Origin of the sequence: Pseudomonas sp. PDM13 (genome assembly GCF_025685765.1) — a bacterium.
Classification (GTDB): domain Bacteria; phylum Pseudomonadota; class Gammaproteobacteria; order Pseudomonadales; family Pseudomonadaceae; genus Metapseudomonas; species Metapseudomonas solani.
This window is the reverse complement of sequence record NZ_JAOTQU010000023.1, coordinates 55,864-75,835: the sequence shown is the minus strand read 5'-3', so window position 1 is coordinate 75,835 and position 19,972 is coordinate 55,864. Positions and strand designations below refer to the sequence as shown.

Genomic DNA, 19,972 nt, shown 5'->3' with positions numbered 1-19,972 from the left:
GGCCGCTACTGTAATTCGAACGCGCTGCGGTTGCCGCGTTCCCTTGGCGTTTGCCCGTGGCGACCGATGATTGCCTGCACGACCGATCGCGAATGAATTCGCTCCCACGAAGAGCGGGCGAATGAATTGGCTCTGTCGGCGTTAGCTGTTGTGGTTTTAATGCAAGCGCTCAAGCACGGTGCTTTCCGGGAATTTATGGATTTCTTCCACCTCCACAGCATGGGTTTCGCTTCGCTCTACACCATCCTACGAAAGCCTGTGCGCACCACGTGGCGATGCGCTGGGCGAAGAAAGTTAGAGCAGCCGCCAACGCCCCTCCAGGAGGCCGAACGCAGTCGTTGCGCAGGGGGACGAGCGGCATGGATGCCGCGAGAGGCGCGCCAGGCCATGGATGGCCCATCGCGCCGGCCCCCAGAGCAACGATGGAGTGAGGGAACCCGACGCAGTCGGGCCGGATGATGGGGCAAGCGTTTTTGGTTCCTTTTTTGGCGATTGAAAAAAGGGACTTGCCCGGGGGGGGCGAAACCAGAAACATCACCAGAGCTCGGCAATCAGCTGGACTCAAATCCTCTAGCAACACTTAACGCAGACAGAACCAATGAATTCGCCTCTACAAGGTTCCGTAGCCCGGACTTCAGTCCGGGGCCATCGACCACGCGGTTCCCCGGGGTGAAGCGCGGGCTACCCATCCTACGAAACGTTGGAGCCTGCCGGCCGCCTCAATCCAGCTGCGCCACCGGCTGCAGGTTGCTGTCGTCCTTCAGGCTCACCCCGGACAGCTGCAGGCGCAGCGCCTCGCGGGCCAGGTAGTCGAGCTTGATCGCCGCCAGGGCGTAGGGCAGTCCTTCGGGGCGCACGTTGGAGATGCAGTTGCGCTCGCTGTCCATGCGCCCGACGCGGGGCTGGTAGGTGAGGTACAGGCCCAGGCTGTCGGGGGAGGTGAGCCCTGGGCGTTCGCCGATCAGCATCACCACCAGCTGCGCCCGTAGGGCCTCGCCGATGCCGTCGCCGATGGCCACCCGGCCCTGTTCGGCGAGCACCACCGGGGTGTTCGCCCAGTCGGTGGCGAAGCGTTCGCGGAACAGTTCCAGCAGCGGCAGGGCGTGGCGTTGCACGGCGATGGAGGAGAGCCCGTCGGCGATCACCACCGCCAGCTCCGGGGCGGGTGCCTCGGCGTGCAGGCGGGCCTGGCAGTCGTCGTGCAGGCGGCGGCCGCGGTCCGGGCGCAGCAGGTAGGCCTGGCGGTCCTCGGCGTCGCTGCGCACCTGCAGGGTGCGGAAGCCGGCGGCCTTGAGCTGTTCGTCCAGGGCGGCGAAGTCCAGCGGGTGGTGCACCGCGTCGCGGGCCTGGGCGTGGGCCAGGCCGAAGCGCAGCACTTCGGCGGTGGGCAGGCTGGAGCCGACCCGGCCGAGGGCGATGCGGGCGGAAGTGTGGGCGCGGAGTTCGTCCCAGGGGTTGTGCTGCACCAGTTTCATCAGGCGGCTCCCAGTCGTGGCAGGTCCTTGAGCAGGGCGTGGCCCTTGCCGATCTCGCGCAGGCGCCCGGAGGGCTCGGTGATGGCCATGCGCAGCAACCAGTCCTCGTACTCCGGCGCGCGCTTCAGGCCCAGCACGGAGCGCAGGTAGAGGGCGTCGTGGAAGGAGGTGCTCTGGTAGTTGAGCATGATGTCGTCGGCACCGGGGATGCCCATGATGAAGGTGATGCCCGCCGCGCCCAGCAGGGTGAGCAGGGTGTCCATGTCGTCCTGGTCGGCTTCGGCGTGGTTGGTGTAGCAGACGTCGCAGCCCATGGGCACGCCGAGGAGCTTGGCGCAGAAGTGGTCCTCCAGCCCGGCGCGGATGATCTGCTTGCCGTCGTAGAGGTATTCCGGGCCGATGAAACCGACCACGGTGTTGGTCAGCAGCGGGCGGAACTCCCGGGCCACGGCATAGGCGCGCACTTCGCAGGTCTGCTGGTCGACGCCGTGGTGGCCTCCGGCGGAGAGGGCGCTGCCCTGGCCGGTCTCGAAGTACATGACGTTGTCGCCGAGGCTGCCGCGCCCCAGCGACAGCGCCGCCTCGTGGGCTTCCTTGAGGATGGCCAGGGACACGCCGAAGCTGGAATTGGTCTTCTCGGTGCCGGCGATGGACTGGAACACCAGGTCGATGGGCGCGCCGGCCTCGATGGCCTGGATCTGCGTGGTGACGTGGGTGAGCACGCAGCTTTGCATGGGAATGGCGAAGTGCTCGCGCACCTCGTCCATCATCTGCCACAGGCGCATCAGCGTGGGCAGCGAGTCACTGGCTGGGTTGATGCCCACCACCGCATCGCCCGAGCCGTAGAGCAGGCCGTCGAGCATGCTGGCGGCGATGCCGCGCACGTCGTCCGTGGGGTGGTTGGGCTGCAGGCGCACCGAGAGATGGCCCGGCAGGCCGATGGTGTTGCGGAAGCGGGTGACCACACGGCATTTCTTCGCCACCAGGATCAGGTCCTGGTTACGCATCAGCTTGCTCACCGCGGCGACCATCTCCGGGGTCAGGCCCCAGTGCACGGCTTCCAGGGTGGCGGAGTCGGTACTGTCCAGCAGCAGCCAGTCGCGCAGGTCGCCCACGGTCAGGTGGCTGATGGGGGCGAAGGCGGCGGTGTCGTGGCGATCGATGATCAGCCGGGTGACCTCGTCTTCCTCGTAGGGGATCAGCGCCTCGTCGAGGAAGCGCTTGAGCGGCACTTCGGCCAGGGCCAGCTTGGCGGCCATGCGCTCTTCATAGGTGGCGGCGGCGACCCCGGCCAGGTAGTCGCCCGAGCGGGCGGGGCTGGCCTTGGCCAGCAGGGTCTTGAGGTCGGCGAAGCGGTAGACCTGGGCGCCAACGGTGGTCTGGTAAGGCATCACGGCCTCCGGCAGGGAACAGGCGGCAGAAAAGACGAGGCCCGGCGGACCGGGCCTCGTGGCTTGAGCATAGAGCCTTTGTCAGGCGGCATCACCTGTCAGCAGCGCATCGGCCGGGGCGCTGGCGCGATGGTGGGCGGTGAACTGGAACCAGACGAAGCCCACCGCCATGAAGCCGAGGAAGATCAGGCCGATGGTGGTGTTGAACCAGGCCATGGCGATCAGGCACACCACCGCCAGCACCAGGGCGATGCCCGGGACGATGGGGTAACCCGGCGCGCGGAAGCTGCGCTCCAGGTTCGGCTCGCTTTTGCGCAGCTTGAACAGGCTGAGCATGCTCATGATGTACATGACGATGGCGCCGAACACGCTCATGGTGATCATCGCGGCGGTCAGGGTCATGCCCTGCAGGTTGATCAGGCCGTCGCTGTAGATGGCGGCGATGCCCACCACGCCGCCGGCGATGATGGCGCGGTGCGGGGTCTGGAAGCGCGACAGCTTGGCCAGGCCACGGGGCAGGTAGCCGGCACGGGCCAGGGCGAAGAACTGCCGCGAGTAGCCGAGGATGATGCCGTGGAAGCTGGCCACCAGGCCGAACAGGCCGATCCACACCAGCATGTGCAGCCAGCCGGAGTTCTCGCCGACCACGGTTTTCATGGCCTGGGGCAGCGGGTCGTTGATGTTCGACAGCTGGGTCCAGTCGCCCACGCCACCGGCGAAGACCATCACCCCGAGGGCCAGGGTCACCAGGGTGAGGATGCCGGCGATGTAGGCCTTGGGAATGGTGCGTTTCGGGTCCTTGGCTTCCTCGGCCGCCATGGCCGCGCCCTCGATGGCGAGGAAGAACCAGATGGCGAAGGGGATGGCGGCGAAGATGCCGGAGATGGCCGCGCCACCGAACTCGTTGGAGCCGGCCCAGCCATTGAGCACGAAGTTGCTGAAGCTGAAGCCCGGCGCCACCACGCCCATGAACACCAGCAGCTCGGCCACGGCCAGCACCGTGACCACCAGCTCGAAGGTGGCGGCGATGCTGACGCCGAGGATGTTCAGGGTCATGAACACGAAATACGCCCCCACCGCCGCGTGCTTGGGATCGAGCCCCGGGAACTGCACGTTGAGGTAGGCGCCGATGGCCATGGCGATGGCCGGCGGGGCGAAGACGAATTCGATCAGGGTGGCCAGCCCGGCCACCAGCCCGCCTTTCTCACCGAAGGCACGGCGGCTGTAGGCGAAGGGGCCACCCGCATGGGGGATGGCGGTGGTCAGTTCGGTGAAGCTGAAGATGAAGCAGGTGTACATGGCCGCGACGATCAGCGCGGTCACCAGGAACCCGAGGGTCCCCGCCACGCCCCAGCCGTAGCTCCAGCCGAAGTACTCGCCGGAAATCACCAGGCCCACCGCGATGCCCCACAGGTGCAGGGTGCCGAGGGTCGGCTTGAGTTGCAGGGTCATAAAGCCTCCGAGAATGGAATGAACGCAGACCGGGCTGTATTTGCAGTGGCCATGCCAGTTCGCCCCATCAGGTCGCAAAGGCCCGCGAGACGTCGTTTGCGGGATGCTTCGGCACCTGATCGCCGCCGTTCGTGACTCGCAATGGTGCGCAGGAGGGATGTAACCAATCGTTTCGGTGCACTGGTCTAGGCCAGTGTGACGGTTGTGTGACCGCTATATGGCGGCCACCCGGTAACCCTGTAGGGGCGAATTCATTCGCCGGAGGGGTACGAAGCGATCCTTTGGCTAGGGGCAGCATGGGTTTCGCTTCGCTCTACCCATCCTACGGACTCGCCATCATTCGTAGGATGGGTAGAGCTCCGCGAAACCCATCAATGCAGACATGACAGGCTCAGGGAGACCAGGGAGAACGCGTTCTTTACGCTTTCTTTATGCCCCGCCCCCGGTCCCCGTCTCGTCCCTTTACGCCCCTCCTGCCGAGAATTCCTCCAAAGCGGCGCAGTCCGCATACCGGAGCAACAGTCATGAGCATTCTCGACGGGTTGTCCCTGGCAATGGCCACGGGGCTTTTCATCTACTTGCTGGTCGCGCTGCTGCGCGCCGAACGCAGCTAGGGGGCGTCATGCACGTACAGGACTACGGGCTGATTCTGGCCTTCTTCGTGCTGGTGCTGGTGCCGGCGCCGTTCATTGGCCGCTTCATCTACCGCGCCATGGAGGGTGAGCGCACCTTCCTCACGCCGCTCTTCGCTCCGGTGGAGCGCCTCTGCTACCGCCTCTCGGGCGTCGATGAACACAGCGAGCAGGACTGGAAGACCTACGCCGTCGCATTGCTGCTGTTCAACGCCGCCGGCCTGGCGCTGCTGTTCGCCATCCTCATGCTGCAGGGCGTGTTGCCGCTCAACCCGCAGAAGCTGCCGGGCCTGGAGTGGACCCTGGCCTTCAACACCGCGGTGAGCTTCGTCGCCAACACCAACTGGCAGGCGTACAGCGGCGAGGCGAGCCTGAGCTACTTCAGCCAGATGGTCGGCCTCGGCGTGCAGAACTTCGTCAGCGCCGCCGTCGGCCTCTGCGTGCTGGTGGCCCTGGCCCGTGGCATCAGCCGTCGCAGCACCGACAAGCTCGGCAACTTCTGGGTCGACCTGACCCGCGGCACCCTCTACGCGCTGCTGCCGCTGTGCCTGCTGCTGGCGCTGTTCCTGGTCTGGCAGGGCGTGCCGCAGACCTTCCTCGACTACGTCGGCGCCCACACCCTGGCCGGCAGCGACCAGGTCGTCCCGCTCGGCCCGGCGGCCAGCCAGATCGCCATCAAGCAGCTCGGCACCAACGGTGGCGGCTTCTTCGGCGTCAACTCGGCGCACCCCTTCGAGAACCCCAGCGCCTGGAGCAACCTGCTGGAAGTGGCCTCGATCATCCTCATCCCCGCCGCCCTGGTGTTCACCTTCGGCCACTACGTCAAGGACCTGCGCCAGAGCCGCGCGCTGCTGGCCACCATGCTGGTGCTGTTCGTCATCGGCCTGGGCGTGACCCTGTACAGCGAGTACCAGCCCAACCCGGCCCTGGCCGCGCTGCCCATCGAGCAGGCCGGCTCCCTGGAGGGCAAGGAAAGCCGCTTCGGCATCGCCGCCTCGGCGCTCTGGGCGGTGACCACCACGGCCGCGTCCAACGGCTCGGTCAACGCCATGCACGACAGCTTCAGCGCCATCGGCGGGATGATCCCGATGTTCAACATGATGCTCGGCGAGGTGATCTTCGGCGGCGTCGGCGCGGGCCTCTACGGCATGCTGCTGTTCGTGCTGATCGCCGTGTTCCTCGCCGGCCTGATGATCGGCCGCACCCCCGAATACCTCGGCAAGAAGCTCGAGGCCCGCGAGGTGCGCCTGCTGGTGGCCACCCTGCTGGTGATGCCCGTGGGCGTGCTGGTGTTCTGCGCCCTGGCGGTGAGCCTGCCGGGCCCGGCGGCCTCCATCACCAACCCCGGCGCCCACGGCTTCAGCCAGGCGCTGTACGCCTACACCTCGGGCACCGCCAACAACGGCTCGGCCTTCGCCGGCTTCGGCGCCAACACGCCGTTCCACAACATCATGATCGGCCTGGCCATGCTCCTCGGCCGCTTCGGCTACATCCTCCCGGTGCTGGCCATCGCCGGCAGCCTGGCGGCGAAGAAGCGCGCACCGCTGGGCGGCAACAGCTTCCCCACCCATGGCCCGCTGTTCGTCACCCTGCTGACCCTGACCATCCTCCTGGTCGGTGGCCTGACCTTCCTCCCGGCATTGGCCCTGGGGCCGATCGCCGAACACCTCGCGCTGATCCAGGGCCTCTAAGGGAGAACCATATGAATGCCCCCATCAAGGCGCTGAACAAGGGCGCCAAGCCGCAACAACCCCGTACCGCCATCGCCGCGCTGTGGAAGCCGGCACTGCTGCAGGCCTTCGCCAAGCTCGACCCGCGCCAGCTCAAGCGCTCGCCGGTGATGCTGGTGGTGGAGCTGACCGCCGTGGTCACCACCCTGCTGTGCTTCATCCCCAACCCGGCGGTGTCGGTCGGGCTGGCGGTGCAGATCGCCCTCTGGCTGTGGTTCACCGTGCTCTTCGCCAACTTCGCCGAAGCCCTGGCCGAAGGCCGTGGCAAGGCCCGCGCCGACAGCCTCAAGGCCGGCAGCCAGGGCCTCAGCGCCCGCCGCCGGGCCGCCTCCGGGCAGTTCGAGACGGTGGCCGCCAGCAGCCTGCGTCGCGGTGACCTGGTGTGCGTCGAAGCCGGCGAGCTGATTCCCGGTGACGGCGAGGTGGTCGAAGGCATCGCCGCAGTCAACGAGGCCGCCATCACCGGTGAATCCGCGCCGGTGATCCGCGAGTCCGGCGGCGACCGCTCGGCCGTCACCGGCAACACCCGGGTGGTGTCCGACTGGCTGCTGGTGAAGATCACCGCCAACCCGGGCGAATCGACCCTGGACCGGATGATCGCCCTGGTGGAAGGCGCCAAGCGCCAGAAGACCCCCAACGAGGTGGCGCTGGACATCCTGCTGATCGGCCTGACGCTGATCTTCCTGCTGGTGGTCGCCACCCTGCAGCCCTTCGCCCGCTTCGCCGGTGGCGACCTGCCGCTGGTGTACCTGGTGGCGCTGCTGGTGACCCTGATCCCCACCACCATCGGCGGCCTGCTCTCGGCCATCGGCATCGCCGGCATGGACCGCCTGGTGCGCCTCAACGTCATCGCCAAGTCCGGCCGCGCCGTGGAAGCGGCGGGGGACGTGCACGTGCTGCTGCTGGACAAGACCGGCACCATCACCTTCGGCAACCGTCGTTGCAGCGCGCTGGTCAAGGCGCCGGGCGTCAGCGGCAAGGAGCTCTCCGACGCCGCGCTGCTGGCCTCGCTCGCCGACGACACGCCGGAAGGCAAGTCCATCGTCGACTACCTGCGCGCCCTCAGCGCCATGGTCGAGCCGGCCCGTGACGAAGTGACCGCCATCGCCTTCAGTGCCGAGACCCGCCTCTCCGGGGTGGATTGGAACGGCCGCCGCTACCGCAAGGGCGCGGTGGACGCGGTGCTGGCCTGGGTCGGCATGACCCGCGCCGAGATGCCCGAGCAACTGTCCCGCGAGGTCGACAGGATCGCCCAGAGCGGCGGCACCCCGCTGCTGGTGGCGGCCGACGGCCGGCTGCTGGGCGGCATCCACCTCAAGGACGTGGTCAAGCCCGGCATCCGCGAGCGCTTCGCCGAACTGCGGCAGATGGGCATCCGCACCGTGATGGTCACCGGCGACAACCCGTTGACCGCCGCCGCCATCGCCGCCGAGGCGGGGGTGGACGACGTGATCGCCGAAGCCACGCCGGAGAAGAAGCTGGCGCGCATCCGCCAGGAGCAGGGCGAAGGCAAGATGGTCGCCATGTGCGGCGACGGCGCCAACGACGCCCCGGCGCTGGCCCAGGCCGATGTCGGCCTGGCGATGAACGATGGCACCCAGGCCGCCCGCGAGGCCGCCAACCTGGTGGACCTGGATTCCGACCCCACCAAGCTGCTGGACGTGGTGCAGGTGGGCAAGGAGCTGCTGGTGACCCGGGGCGCGCTGACCACCTTCTCGGTGGCCAACGACATCGCCAAGTACTTCGCCATCCTCCCGGCGCTGTTCGCCGGTATCTACCCGCAGTTGGGCGTGCTCAACCTGATGCAGTTGCACAGCCCGCAGAGCGCCATCCTCTCGGCCATCGTGTTCAACGCGCTGATCATCATCGCGCTGATCCCCCTGGCCCTGCGCGGGGTGCGCGTGCAGGCCGCCGACGCCGCCAGCCTGCTGCGCCGCAACCTGCTGATCTACGGCCTGGGCGGCATCGTCGCGCCCTTCGTCGGCATCAAGCTGATCGACGTCCTACTCACCACCCTGCACCTGGTGTGATACCTGTGCCCCTCTCCACGGAGAGGGGATTTAATCCGAGGAACTGAATATGCTTATGCAACTCCGTCCCGCCCTGAGCCTGCTGGCCCTGATGACCCTGATAACCGGCGTCGCCTACCCGCTGTCCGTCACCGCTGTCGCCCAGCTGGCCTTCCCCGAGCAGGCCAACGGCAGCCTGGTGCGCGACGCCAAGGGCGAGGTGCGCGGCAGCCGCCTGCTGGCGCAGAACATCGAAGGCCCGCAGTGGTTCCAGCCGCGCCCATCCGCCGGCGGCTACGCCACTGTGGCCAGCGGTGCCAGCAACCTGGCGCCCAGCAACCCGGCCCTGGCCGAACGCATCGCCAAGGACGCCGCCACCCTCGGCGCGCTGGGGCAGGGCCCGGTGCCCATGGCCCTGGTCACCACCTCCGGCAGCGGCCTCGACCCGCACCTGCCGCTGGCCGCCGCGCGCTACCAGATCCCGCGTATCGCCGAGGCGCGGGGCATTCCCGCCGCCACCCTGGAGCGCCTGGTGGAGCAGCAGGCCGAGCGCCCGCTGATCGGCCCGGCGGTGGTCAACGTACTGGCCCTCAACCTGCAATTGAACGAGATGCCTGAATGAGCGATGCCGGCCGCGCCGATGCGTTGTTGGCCGAGTTGCCGCGCGAAGGGCGCGGCCGGCTGAAAGTCTTCCTCGGCGCTGCGCCGGGCGTGGGCAAGACCTTCGCCATGCTGCAGGCGGCCCAGGCGCAGTTGCGCCAGGGCGTCGACCTGCGCGTCGGCGTTGTGGAAACCCATGGCCGTGCCGAGACCGAGGCGATGCTCGCCGGGCTGCCGCAGCAACCCCTGCGGCGCCTGGAATACCGTGGCGTGGCGCTGACCGAAATGGACCTCGACGGCATCCTCGCCGCACCGCCGAAGCTGGTGCTGGTGGACGAGCTGGCCCACAGCAACGCGCCGGACAGCCGCCACGCCAAGCGCTGGCAGGACGTGCAGGAACTGCTCGCCGCCGGCATCGACGTCTACACCACGGTCAACGTCCAGCACCTGGAAGCGCTCAACGACCAGGTGCTCGACATCACCGGCGTGCAGGTGCGCGAAACCCTGCCGGACTGGGTGCTGCAGGAGTCCGACGAGATCCTCCTCATCGACCTGCCGCCCCGCGAGCTGCTGGAGCGCCTGCGCGAAGGCAAGGTCTACGTGCCCGAGCAGGCCCGCGCGGCCATCGACGCCTTCTTCTCCCAGACCAACCTCACCGCCCTGCGCGAGCTGGCCATGCAGACCGCCGCCGCACGGGTGGATGCCGACCTCAACCGCCGCTACCGCCAGCAGGGCCAGGAGGCGCCGACGGTGCGCGGCCGTCTGCTGGTGGGGGTGGACGGCAGCGAGCAGGACGAGCGCCTGGTGCGCCATGCCTGCCGGGTGGCCGAGCGCCGCCACCTGCCCTGGAGCCTGGTGCACGTGGACACAGGCGGTGTGCGCAGCGAAGAAGCACGCGCGCGCCTGCAGGCGGCCCAGCAACTGGCCGAGCGCCTGGGGGGCGAGGTGGTCACTCTGCGTGCCGAGAGCGTGGCCGGCACCCTGATCGAACACGCCTACGAACGCCGCGCCAGCCTGCTGCTGGTGGGCCGCAGCCGCCAGCGCCTGCGCCGCCGCTGGCTGGGGCGCGGGGTCGCCGAGCGCCTGCTGCGCCAGGCCGAGGGGCTGGAAGTCAGCGTGCTCGACACCGACGTCGACGCCCGCCCGGCCAGTGCCCGGGCGCGCTATCCGCTGCCCCTGGGCGACTACGGCCTGGCCCTGGTCGCCGCCCTGGCCGCCAGCGCCCTGGCCTGGGGCGCCTACCAGGTGCTGGCGCTGCCGAACATCTCCATGGTGTTCCTCGCCGCCGTGCTGCTGGTGGCGGTGCGCAGCAGCCTGGGGCCGGCGCTGCTCTGCGCCGGGGTGTCGTTCCTGGCCTATGACTTCCTCTTCATCCCGCCGAACTTCTCCCTGACCATCGCCCGCCAGGAGGACGTGCTGACCCTGCTGTTCTTCCTGCTGATGGCCGGGCTCACCGGCAACCTGGCCTCGCGCCAGCGCCGCCAGCTGCAATCCCTGCGCGCGACCCAGGCCGAGACCACGGCGCTGCTCGACCTGTCGCGCAAGCTCACCGCCGCCACCGACCGCCAGGCGGTGCTCAGCGTCGCCGCCCAGCAGTTCACTCCCTGGACCGACGTCGAGGTGTGCCTGATGGCCCGCAGCCGCGACGGCGTGTGGAAGGTCGAGGCCGGCGTGCAGCGCCTGCTGGCCGACCAGGAACGCGCGGCGGCCGAGTGGTCCTGGCAGCACGATCAGGTCGCCGGCCTCGGCACCGGCACCCTGCCCAGCGGGCGCTGGTGGTGGTTGCCGCTGTCCGGCGAGGAGGGCCCGCTGGCACTGCTCGGCGTCAGCCCCCGTGACGGCGCGCCGCTGCCCGCCGAGCGCCGCCGGCTGCTGTCCGCCCTCGGCCAGCCGCTGTCCCAGGCCCTGGCCCGTGCGCAGCTGGCCGAGGACCTGGAGGCGGCACGCCTGCATGGCGAAACCGAGCAGTTGCGCAGCGCGCTGCTGGCCTCCGTCTCCCACGACCTGCGCACGCCGCTGACCGCCATGCGCGGTTCCATCGACAGCCTGCTGGCCCTCGGCGAGGCGATTCCCCTGGACGACCGCCGCGAGCTGCTGGAAGGCACCCGTGACGAGGCCGAGCGCCTCGACCGCTACATCCAGAACCTGCTGGACATGACCCGCCTCGGCCACGGTGGCCTCAAGCTGGCCCGCGACTGGGTGGCGCCGGTGGACATCGTCGCCAGCGCCCTGCAGCGCCTGCGCCCGGTGCTGGCGCCGCTGAAGGTGGAAACCGAGCTGCCCACCGAGCTGCCGCTGCTCTACGTGCACGCCGCACTGATCGAGCAGGCGCTGGTCAATGTGCTGGAGAACGCCGCGCGCTTCTCCCCCAGCCAGGGCCGCCTGCGGGTGGCGGTGACGGCCGACGCCGAGGAGCTGCGCTTCGCCGTCAGCGACCAGGGGCCGGGGATTCCCGCTGCCGAGCGGGAGAGGATCTTCGACATGTTCTACACCGCCGCCCGTGGCGACCGGGGCGGGCAGGGCACCGGCCTGGGCCTGGCCATCTGCCAGGGCATGGTCGGCGCCCACGGCGGCCGGGTGACGGTGGGCGAGGGGCTGGACGGCAAGGGCACCACCCTGACCCTGCACCTGCCGCTGCACCCGCAGCCGGTGCTGGAGGAGGAATGATGCCCTGTCCCGTCTGCTGTATCGATGCCGTGAACGGACAGCGGAGCTGTCCTTCGCGAATGAATTCGCTCCCACGAGGAAGCGGTCCGCATTGGCCATGGAAGCGATGAGTCCCCGATGACCACCAACCAACCGACCCTCCTGGTCATCGACGACGAGGCGCAGATCCGCAAGTTCCTGCGCATCAGCCTCGCGGCCCAGGGCTACAAGGTGCTGGAAGCGGCCAACGGTGCCGAGGGCCTGGCCCAGGCGGCGCTGGCGCGGCCGGACCTGGTGGTGCTCGACCTGGGCCTGCCGGACATGGACGGCAAGACGGTGCTGGCCGAACTGCGCGAGTGGTCGACGGTGCCGGTGCTGGTGCTCTCGGTGCGCGCCAGCGAAGGCGAGAAGGTGCTGGCCCTGGACGGCGGCGCCAATGACTACGTGACCAAGCCCTTCAGCGTGCAGGAGTTCCTCGCCCGGGTGCGCGTGCTGCTGCGCCAGGCCGGTGGCGGCGAGCAGCAGGAAGCGGTGGTCGAAAGCGGCCCGCTGAGCGTCGACTTCGCCTACCGCCGGGTGACCCTGGACGGCGCCGAGGTGGCGCTCACCCGCAAGGAATACGCGGTGCTCGCCCAGCTGGCTCGGCACCTGGGGCGGGTGGTGACCCAGCAGCAGTTGCTCAAGGACATCTGGGGCCCGACCCATGTCGAGGACACCCACTACCTGCGCGTGGTGGTTGGCCACCTGCGGCAGAAGCTCGGCGACGACCCGGCCGCCCCGCGCTTCCTCGTCACCGAGGCCGGCGTCGGCTACCGCCTGCGCGAGGGCTAGCCGCCGCGATGCCCGGCCGGCACATCGGCCTGTTGTATTTCACCTTCCTGTCCCTTCTTTTCCGCCGCCTGTGTTGCGCAACGCGAATCCGTCGTCTAGCGCTTAATCCAGGCGCCTGGCGCCATTCGTTGCCGGAAGGAAGACATGCAACAACTGCTCGACGAAATCCTCGATGAGGTCCGCCCGCTGATCGGGCAGGGCAAGGTCGCCAGCTACATCCCGGCGCTGGCCGGGGTGCCGGCGAACCAGCTGGGCATCGCGGTGTACAGCAACGGCGGCGAGCTCTATTGCGCGGGCGATGGGCGCACGCCGTTCTCCATCCAGAGTATTTCCAAGGTCTTCAGCCTGGTGCAGGCGATCCAGCATTCCGGCGAGGACATCTGGCAGCGCCTGGGCCACGAGCCCTCCGGCCAGCCGTTCAACTCCCTGGTGCAGCTGGAGTTCGAGCGGGGCGTGCCGCGCAACCCCTTCATCAACGCCGGGGCGCTGGTGATCTGCGACATCAACCAATCGCGCTTCGCCGCTCCGGCGTTGTCCATGCGCGACTTCGCCCGGCGCTTGAGTGGCAACCACTACCTGGTGGCGGACGAGGTGGTGGCGCGCTCGGAGTACCAGCACCGCGCGCGCAACGCGGCGGCGGCCTACCTGATGCAGTCCTTCGGCAACTTCCACAACGATGTCGAGGCGGTGCTGCGCAGCTACTTCCACCACTGCGCGCTGCGCATGAACTGCGTGGACCTGGCCCTGGCCTTCAGCTTCCTGGCCAACGATGGCGTCAGCCCCCACAGCGGCGAAACGGTGCTCAGCGCGCGGCAGACCAAGCAGGTCAATGCGCTGATGGCCACCAGCGGGCTGTACGACGAGGCGGGCAACTTCGCCTACCGCGTCGGCCTGCCGGGCAAGAGCGGGGTAGGCGGCGGCATAGTCGCGGTGGTGCCGGGGCGCTTCACCGTCTGCGTGTGGTCGCCGGAGCTCAATGAGTCCGGCAACTCGGTGGCGGGGATGGCGGCGCTGGAGAAACTCTCCGAGCGCATCGACTGGTCGATCTTCTGACTCAGTCCTGCTCGTACTTCTCCAGGGTGTCGCGGGCGATCTGGCGGCCCAGCTGGATCAGCTCCGGCGCCTTGTAGAACTCGAAGAAGCGGCACACGCGCTTGGGCACGTTGATCAGGACGTCCGGCGGGTAGCCGGCGATCTTGTACTGCGCCAGGGACGTCTGCATCACCTCGAAGCTCTGGTTGACCAGGTCCAGCAGCGAGGCCGGCCCGACGCTGGCGACCACCTGCGAGCCACTGGCCGAACTCGGCGCGCCTTCCTTCTGCGGTGCCGCCGCGGGCTGCTGGGCGCCGGGCTCCGCCGAGTCCTCCACCCAGGGGTTGGCGATGGGCGCGGTGGCGCCTTCGAGCAGCAGTTCCTCTTCGACGCCGCGCTTGCGGAAGGGCAGGCGCTCGCCGAGGGAGCTCATCATCTGGTCGATGCGGCCCTTGATGGCTGGCGGTCGTTCGATCACCGGCAGCTGGTACTGCTTCTGGTTGGTGGAGTTGAGGTTGACGGCGATGATCAGGTCGCAATGGCTGGAGACCACCGGCACGATGGGCAGCGGGTTGAGCAGGCCGCCGTCCACCAGCATGCGCGAGCCCTGCATCACCGGGGTGAACAGGCTGGGGATGGCCGCCGAGGCGCGCATGGCCTGGTGCAGGCAGCCTTCCTGGAACCAGATTTCCTGCTGGTTGGTGAGGTCGGTGGCGACGGCGGTGTAGGGGATGGCCAGGTCTTCGATATCGATGTCGCCGACGATCTCGCGGATGCGCCCGAACACCTTCTCGCCCCGGATGGCGCCCAGGCGGAAGCTGACGTCGAGCAGGCGCAGCACATCGAGGTAGTCCAGGCTCTCGGTCCACTCGCGGTATTCGTCCAGCTTGCCGGCGGCATAGATGCCCCCGACCACCGCGCCCATGGAGCAGCCGGCGATGCAGGCGATCTCGTAGCCCCGCGCCTCGATTTCCTGGATCACGCCGATATGGGCATAACCCCGGGCCCCGCCGGAGCCGAGGACCAGTGCAACACGCTTGCTCATGACTTCACCTTTTCCTACACAAGGGGCAGACGATACCTGTGAGAAAGAGCGAGGCCAAGTGAGCGCGGGCGCCGCTGTAGCCGGAATGCAACGGCATGCTGCAAAGCTGCTGAGCAGGGCACGGCGCGGAATTTTTCCGGTTCCGTACCGTCTTAACCAGCATTAGACTCATGGCCATTTCACATCCCGAGGAGAACCCCCATGAAAGCCTGGATCAGCCTGCCCCTGATCGTCCTCATGCTTGCAGGTTGCGCCGCCAAGACGGCTTACCGCGACAGCTGCGCCAACCAGCTGGACGCGGCCTGGAAGGAACTCGACCTGGCCAAGGCCGAGGGCTTCTCCGGCACCGTCAGCTACTCCAAGGCGCTGAGCCTGCTGACCGCCGCCAAGACCCAGCAGCAGTTCGAGGGCTTCCAGGGCTGCACCGAGAAAGCCGACAAGGCGCGCTTCTACATCCGCGAGTCCCGCGCCGGGCGCTGATTCGCCAGGCCGTGCAGAAGCCGGGGCATGCCCCGGCTTTTTTATGGGCGCTCGCAGGGCAGGTCTGTCACAGGGGCCGTTCATGAATCGTCATGCCCAGGAATCTGCGTAATCCAACTGCCACCCGTAGCCCGGGCTTCAGCCCGGGAGCCCCGGCGGATGCCCTCGCGAGCGGCACCTGCATAGCCAATCCCTATCCCCTTTATCAAAGAAATATCTTGTTTAATTTGCCGCTGCGCTCCTAATATCCAAGCTGTTTCTTGCATAAATAAATCCGGAGAGATGCCTGATGGACACCACTGCCTCCCTCGATTCCCTGCCCACCGCCAGCTGGGGCGAGCTGCTCAGCGGGCGCAACGGCCTGATGGCGGTGGCGCTCACTGGCGGCGTCGCCCTGCATGCCATCAACGTGCACATCGTCACCACGGTGCTGCCGTCGGTGGTGCGCGAAATCGGCGGGCTCGACTGGTACGCCTGGAACACCACGCTGTTCGTGGTGGCCTCCATCGTCGGTGCGGCACTGGCCTCGCGCCTGCTCGCCGGTGGCGGCCCGCGCGGTGCCTGCCTGGCGGCGCTGGCGTTGTTCGCCCTGGGTTCGGTGGGCTGCGCGGCGGCGCAATCGATGCCCTGGATGCTCGGCGCCCGGGCGGTGCAGGGGCTGGGCGGCGGCCTGCTGGCGGCCCTGAGCTATGCGTTGATCCGCGTGGTGTTCGCGCCCCCGCTGTGGCCCCGCGCCGTGGCGCTGGTGTCGGGCATGTGGGGCGTGGCGACGCTGTGCGGCCCGGCCGTGGGTGGCCTGTTTGCCGAAGCCGGGCACTGGCGCTGGGCCTTCTGGTCGCTGCTGCCGGTGGCGCTGGCCCAGGCGCTGCTGGTGCTGGTGCAACTGCGCCCGCGTGCCGATGCCGCCGAGGCTGGTGCGGTGCCGGGAATTCCCTTCGTGCAGATCGGCCTGCTGGCCGCCTCGGTGCTGGCGGTGGCGGCGGGCAGCCTGTCGCCGCTGCTGCCGTTGCAGGCACTGGGCGTGGCCCTGGGGCTGGCGCTCGGTGCGGCGGCACTGGTCTGGGATCGCCGTGCCGGCGTTCGCCTGCTGCCGTCCGGCGGCGCTTCCCTGGCCACTGCGCTGGGCGCCGTATATGCCTGCGTGGCGCTGCTGCTGGCGGGCACCACCACTGAAATTTTCGTGCCCTATTTCCTCCAGGTGCTGCATGGCCAGTCACCGCTGGTGGCGGGTTACCTGACGGCGGCCATGGCCGGCGGCTGGAGCCTGGGGTCGTTGCTGTCCTCCGGGCGCAGCGGTGGCGATGCGGCGCGCCTGTTGCGCGGTGGGCCGGTGCTTTGCGTGGTCGGCCTGCTGGCCCTGGCGGGGCTGATTCCGCTGGCCGGCGAACTGGACTACGGGCTGCGCACCCTGTTGGTGGGCCTGGCGCTGGCCGCGGTGGGCGCGGGCGTGGGCATCGGCTGGCCGCACCTGCTGACCCGGGTGCTGGAACTGGCCCCGCGCGGCGAGGAGAACGCCGCCTCCACCGCCATCACCACCGTGCAGCTGTATGGCATGGCCATCGGTGCGGCGCTGGCCGGCCTGGTGGCCAACGCCGCCGGGCTCAGCGTGCCGGGTGGCGTGGCCGGTGCACAGTCGGCGGCGATCTGGCTGTTCGCCGGGTTCGCCCTGGCACCGCTGCTGGCCGCCCTGTTGGCGCGTCGCGTGATCGGGGGCGCCCATTAGACGATCGCCGACTTTCCACGCGGGGGAGGGCGCGGGGCATAATCCGCCCATCGACCCTCCCGCCTCCCGGAGCCCCTGATGCAGCTCGACTTCACCACCCTCAGCCCCCTCGACGCCTACCGCTGGCTGGCCTCCACCGTGACGCCACGCCCCATCGCCTGGGTGTCCAGCCAGGCGGCGGACGGCACTCAGAACCTGGCGCCGTTCAGCTTCTTCCAGGTGATCAGCGATGCGCCGCCAACGCTGATGGTGAACGTCAACAACCGTGCCGATGGCAGCCTCAAGGACACCCTGCGCAACGTCCAGGAAACCGGGCAACTGGTGATCCAGCTGGTGTCCCAGGCCTTCGCCGAGGCGATGAACGCCAGCTCCGCGCAGCTGCCGAGCGAGGTCAGCGAGTTCGAGGCCTGCTGCATCGCCACCGAGCCGTCGCTGCGCGTGGCACCGCCCCGGGTCAAGGGCGTGCCGGTGGCCTTCGAGTGCGAGCTGGTGGAGGTGCAGCCCTACCCGCGGGAGAACCCCAACTGCCACCTGATCTTCGCCCGCGTGCTGCTGGCCCATATCGACGAGGCGGTGCTCAACGAGCAGGGCCGGGCCGACCCGCACAAGCTCGACCTGGTGGGGCGCCTGGGCGGCAGCGCCTACGTGCGCACCCAGGACACCTTCAACCTGGTGCGCCCGACCTGACCCGGGGTGGGATTCTGGCGCCGGCTCCCCGGCGCCTGCTCTGAAAGCGACCTCCGCATAGCTAAAACCTCCATTCGGCCGACCCCTGGCAGGGTTATGGCTTGTCGCCAGTACCGTCTCGCTCCTAAGTTCGCGCTGTTGTTCCGGCGACGCGTGGCGCGCCGCCGGTCACCCGGTGAGGAGGAGTTCCCATGGCATCGGTTCTGCAACGTGGTATCGCCAGCCTCGGCACGGCGAAGAAGCTGACCCTGGGCTTCGGCGTGGTGCTGCTGCTCACCGCCGTGGTGGCCGCCACCGGCTTCTCCGCGCTGCGCAGTGTGGCCGCCGGAGCCAGCCTGCTGGAGCGTACCGATGCGCTGGAAGGTGAGGTGCTGGGCATCCGCCTGATCGAGAAGGATTACGCCCTGACCGGCGACGCCAAGCAGGCCGAGGCGTTGCGCCAGGCGACCCAGGCCCTGCAGGAGCATGGCCAGGTTCTGGCGGCGGACCTCGGCGATGCCAGCCGGCAGGCCCTGGGCCAGGTGGAGCAGGCGGTGACCGCCTACCGTACGGCCTTCGACCGCTACGTGGAACTGACCGACAACATGCGCCTGTCCCTGGAGGCGGCCAACTGGCTGGTGGTCAGCGCCTCCAACAGCCTCGACGTGCTGCAGTCGGGCCTCAACGAGGACGGCGTCGACCTGCTGAAGAGTTCCCAGGGCGCGGAAGGCGCCGAGATGGTCGCCCAGGGCGGCGAGATCAGCCGCGTCTACCAGTCCCTGCTGCTGGCCCTGAACCAGGCCCGTGTGCGCCTGGAGCAGAGCCGTAGCAGCGGCGAGATCGACGAGAGCGCCATCCAGGAGGCGCTGGATGCACAGAAGCTCGCCGGCGAGCTGCGCGAGAGCATGAAGGACCCGGGCTACGCCGCGGTGCTCACCGAGGTGATCGGCAATATCGATTCGTTCAACGAGCGCCTCAAGGAATACACCGGCCACCTGCGCCAGCAGAAGGTGGAGTACCAGGCGCTGGTGGGCGCCGCCGAGGTGATCGTCCAGGCCGTCGACCAGGCTTCCGCGCTGCAGAAGGAGGCGATGCTCGCCCAGCAGAAGGCCAGCTCGCTGCTGATCCTCATGGCCAGCGCCATGGCCCTGGTCATCGGCCTGGCGGCCACGGTGCTGATCGCCCTGCTGATCGTGCGCCCGCTGCAACGGGTGATCGCGGTGGCGCGGCAGATTTCCGCCGGCGACCTCAGCGTCGAGATCGAGGTGGACCGCAGCGACGAAGTGGGCCAGTTGCTGGAGGCCATGCGCGGCATGTCGGCCAATCTGCGTGACATGGTCGGCCGGCTGCAGGGCGGGGTGATGCAGATTTCTTCCTCGGCCCAGGCGCTGTCCTCGGTCACCGAGCAGACCCGGGTCGGCGTCAACGGCCAGAAGCTGGAGACCGACCAGGTGGCCACCGCCATGAGCGAGATGACCGCCACCGTGCACGAAGTCGCGCGCAACGCCGAGGCGGCCGCGGCCTCCACCCAGAGCGCCGACAGCAAGGTCAGCAATGGCAGCGAAGTGGTGCGCCAGACCCTGGGGCGCATCAACCAGCTGGCCGCGGCCATGGAGGCGGCGACCCAGAGCATCGAGCACCTGAGCCACGAGACCCAGAGCATCGGTTCGGTGCTGGACGTGATCAAGAGCGTGGCCGAGCAGACCAACCTGCTGGCGCTGAACGCCGCCATCGAGGCGGCGCGGGCCGGCGACCAGGGCCGTGGTTTCGCCGTGGTGGCCGACGAGGTGCGCGCGCTGGCCAAGCGCACCCAGCAATCCACCGCCGAGATCGAGCGGCTGATCGCCACCCTGCGCGACGGCGTGCGCCAGTCCGTGGAGCGCATGCAGGAGAGCGGGGCGCTGGTGGAGATGACGGTGCAGGACGCCAACCACACCGAGCTGGCGCTGAGCGGCATCGCCGAGGCGGTGTCGGTGATCCACCAGATGAACCAGCAGATCGCCGCCGCCGCCGAGCAGCAGAGCGCCGTGGCCGAAGAGATCAACCGCAGCGTCACCAGCATCCGCGACATCGCCGACCAGTCCGCCATGGCCATGGAGGAAACCGCCAGCTCCAGCACCCAACTGGCCTCTCTGGGCCGCGACCTGCAGGCGATGGCGGGGCATTTCCGCTTATAACTCTCGGGCCGCCGATGTGGGAGCGGTTTCAACCGCGAATGGCAGGGTGCCTGGGCAATCGGCGTAAACATCCACGTTCTCAG

At 68.8% G+C, this 19,972-nt stretch carries 14 protein-coding genes and 2 pseudogenes; 12 read left to right on the top strand and 4 right to left on the bottom strand.

What is annotated here, in order from left to right:
• Positions 1–719 precede the first annotated feature (719 nt).
• From eutC to eat, 3 genes are all read right to left on the bottom strand, one after another.
• Positions 720–1,475, bottom strand: a complete 756-nt coding sequence (eutC, locus tag OEJ36_RS22365) for an ethanolamine ammonia-lyase subunit EutC (protein WP_263403414.1) — start codon at positions 1,473–1,475, stop codon at positions 720–722.
• Positions 1,475–2,866, bottom strand: a complete 1,392-nt coding sequence (locus tag OEJ36_RS22360; RefSeq protein WP_263403413.1) for an ethanolamine ammonia-lyase subunit EutB — start codon at positions 2,864–2,866, stop codon at positions 1,475–1,477. The genes eutC and OEJ36_RS22360 overlap by 1 nt, the downstream gene beginning before the upstream one ends.
• Positions 2,867–2,947: 81 nt before the next feature.
• Complete coding sequence (eat, locus tag OEJ36_RS22355; RefSeq protein ID WP_263403412.1) at positions 2,948–4,318, bottom strand: ethanolamine permease; 1,371 nt, start codon at positions 4,316–4,318, stop codon at positions 2,948–2,950.
• A gap of 524 nt (positions 4,319–4,842) precedes the next feature.
• On the opposite strand from eat, the gene OEJ36_RS22350 reads away from it, so the two are divergent.
• The 7 genes from OEJ36_RS22350 to glsB all read left to right on the top strand — a co-directional run bounded on the left by OEJ36_RS22350 (position 4,843) and on the right by glsB (position 13,819).
• Positions 4,843–4,932 (top strand): K(+)-transporting ATPase subunit F, encoded by a 90-nt coding sequence (locus OEJ36_RS22350; RefSeq protein ID WP_021220384.1) that lies wholly within the window; start codon positions 4,843–4,845, stop codon positions 4,930–4,932.
• Positions 4,933–4,940: 8 nt separating this feature from the next.
• The gene (gene kdpA, locus OEJ36_RS22345) at positions 4,941–6,641 is read left to right on the top strand and encodes a potassium-transporting ATPase subunit KdpA (RefSeq protein ID WP_263403411.1); all 1,701 of its coding nucleotides are present in this window, start codon (positions 4,941–4,943) and stop codon (positions 6,639–6,641) included.
• Positions 6,642–6,652: 11 nt separating this feature from the next.
• Positions 6,653–8,710: a potassium-transporting ATPase subunit KdpB gene (gene kdpB / locus OEJ36_RS22340; protein WP_263403410.1), complete on the top strand. Its 2,058-nt coding sequence runs from the start codon at positions 6,653–6,655 to the stop codon at positions 8,708–8,710.
• A gap of 49 nt (positions 8,711–8,759) precedes the next feature.
• Positions 8,760–9,311, top strand: a complete 552-nt coding sequence (kdpC, locus tag OEJ36_RS22335) for a potassium-transporting ATPase subunit KdpC (RefSeq protein WP_263403409.1) — start codon at positions 8,760–8,762, stop codon at positions 9,309–9,311.
• Complete coding sequence (locus OEJ36_RS22330) at positions 9,308–11,956, top strand: sensor histidine kinase (RefSeq protein ID WP_263403408.1); 2,649 nt, start codon at positions 9,308–9,310, stop codon at positions 11,954–11,956. The genes kdpC and OEJ36_RS22330 overlap by 4 nt, the downstream gene beginning before the upstream one ends.
• Positions 11,957–12,073: 117 nt before the next feature.
• On the top strand, positions 12,074–12,766 hold the full coding sequence (locus OEJ36_RS22325; RefSeq protein ID WP_263403407.1) for a response regulator: 693 nt from the start codon (positions 12,074–12,076) through the stop codon (positions 12,764–12,766).
• A gap of 144 nt (positions 12,767–12,910) precedes the next feature.
• Entirely contained in the window at positions 12,911–13,819 is a 909-nt protein-coding gene (gene glsB, locus OEJ36_RS22320; protein ID WP_263403406.1) for a glutaminase B, read from the top strand.
• A gap of 1 nt (position 13,820) precedes the next feature.
• On the opposite strand, the gene OEJ36_RS22315 is transcribed toward glsB, so the two are convergent.
• On the bottom strand, positions 13,821–14,843 hold the full coding sequence (locus tag OEJ36_RS22315) for a patatin-like phospholipase family protein (RefSeq protein ID WP_263403405.1): 1,023 nt from the start codon (positions 14,841–14,843) through the stop codon (positions 13,821–13,823).
• A 201-nt stretch (positions 14,844–15,044) separates the two neighbouring features.
• On the opposite strand from OEJ36_RS22315, the gene OEJ36_RS22310 reads away from it, so the two are divergent.
• From OEJ36_RS22310 to OEJ36_RS30715, 5 genes and pseudogenes are all read left to right on the top strand, one after another.
• Positions 15,045–15,323, top strand: a complete 279-nt coding sequence (locus OEJ36_RS22310) for a hypothetical protein (RefSeq protein ID WP_021220375.1) — start codon at positions 15,045–15,047, stop codon at positions 15,321–15,323.
• Positions 15,324–15,612: 289 nt separating this feature from the next.
• Positions 15,613–17,046, top strand: coding sequence for an MFS transporter (locus OEJ36_RS22305; protein ID WP_263403404.1), 1,434 nt, complete (start codon positions 15,613–15,615; stop codon positions 17,044–17,046).
• 78 nt (positions 17,047–17,124) lie between these two features.
• Entirely contained in the window at positions 17,125–17,733 is a 609-nt protein-coding gene (locus OEJ36_RS22300; RefSeq protein WP_263403403.1) for a flavin reductase family protein, read from the top strand.
• Between the two features lie 191 nt (positions 17,734–17,924).
• A pseudogene (locus OEJ36_RS30720) lies at positions 17,925–18,986 on the top strand (HAMP domain-containing protein); the annotation flags it as partial.
• 393 nt (positions 18,987–19,379) lie between these two features.
• A pseudogene (locus OEJ36_RS30715) lies at positions 19,380–19,889 on the top strand (methyl-accepting chemotaxis protein); the annotation flags it as partial.
• Between the last annotated feature and the right edge of the window lie 83 nt (positions 19,890–19,972).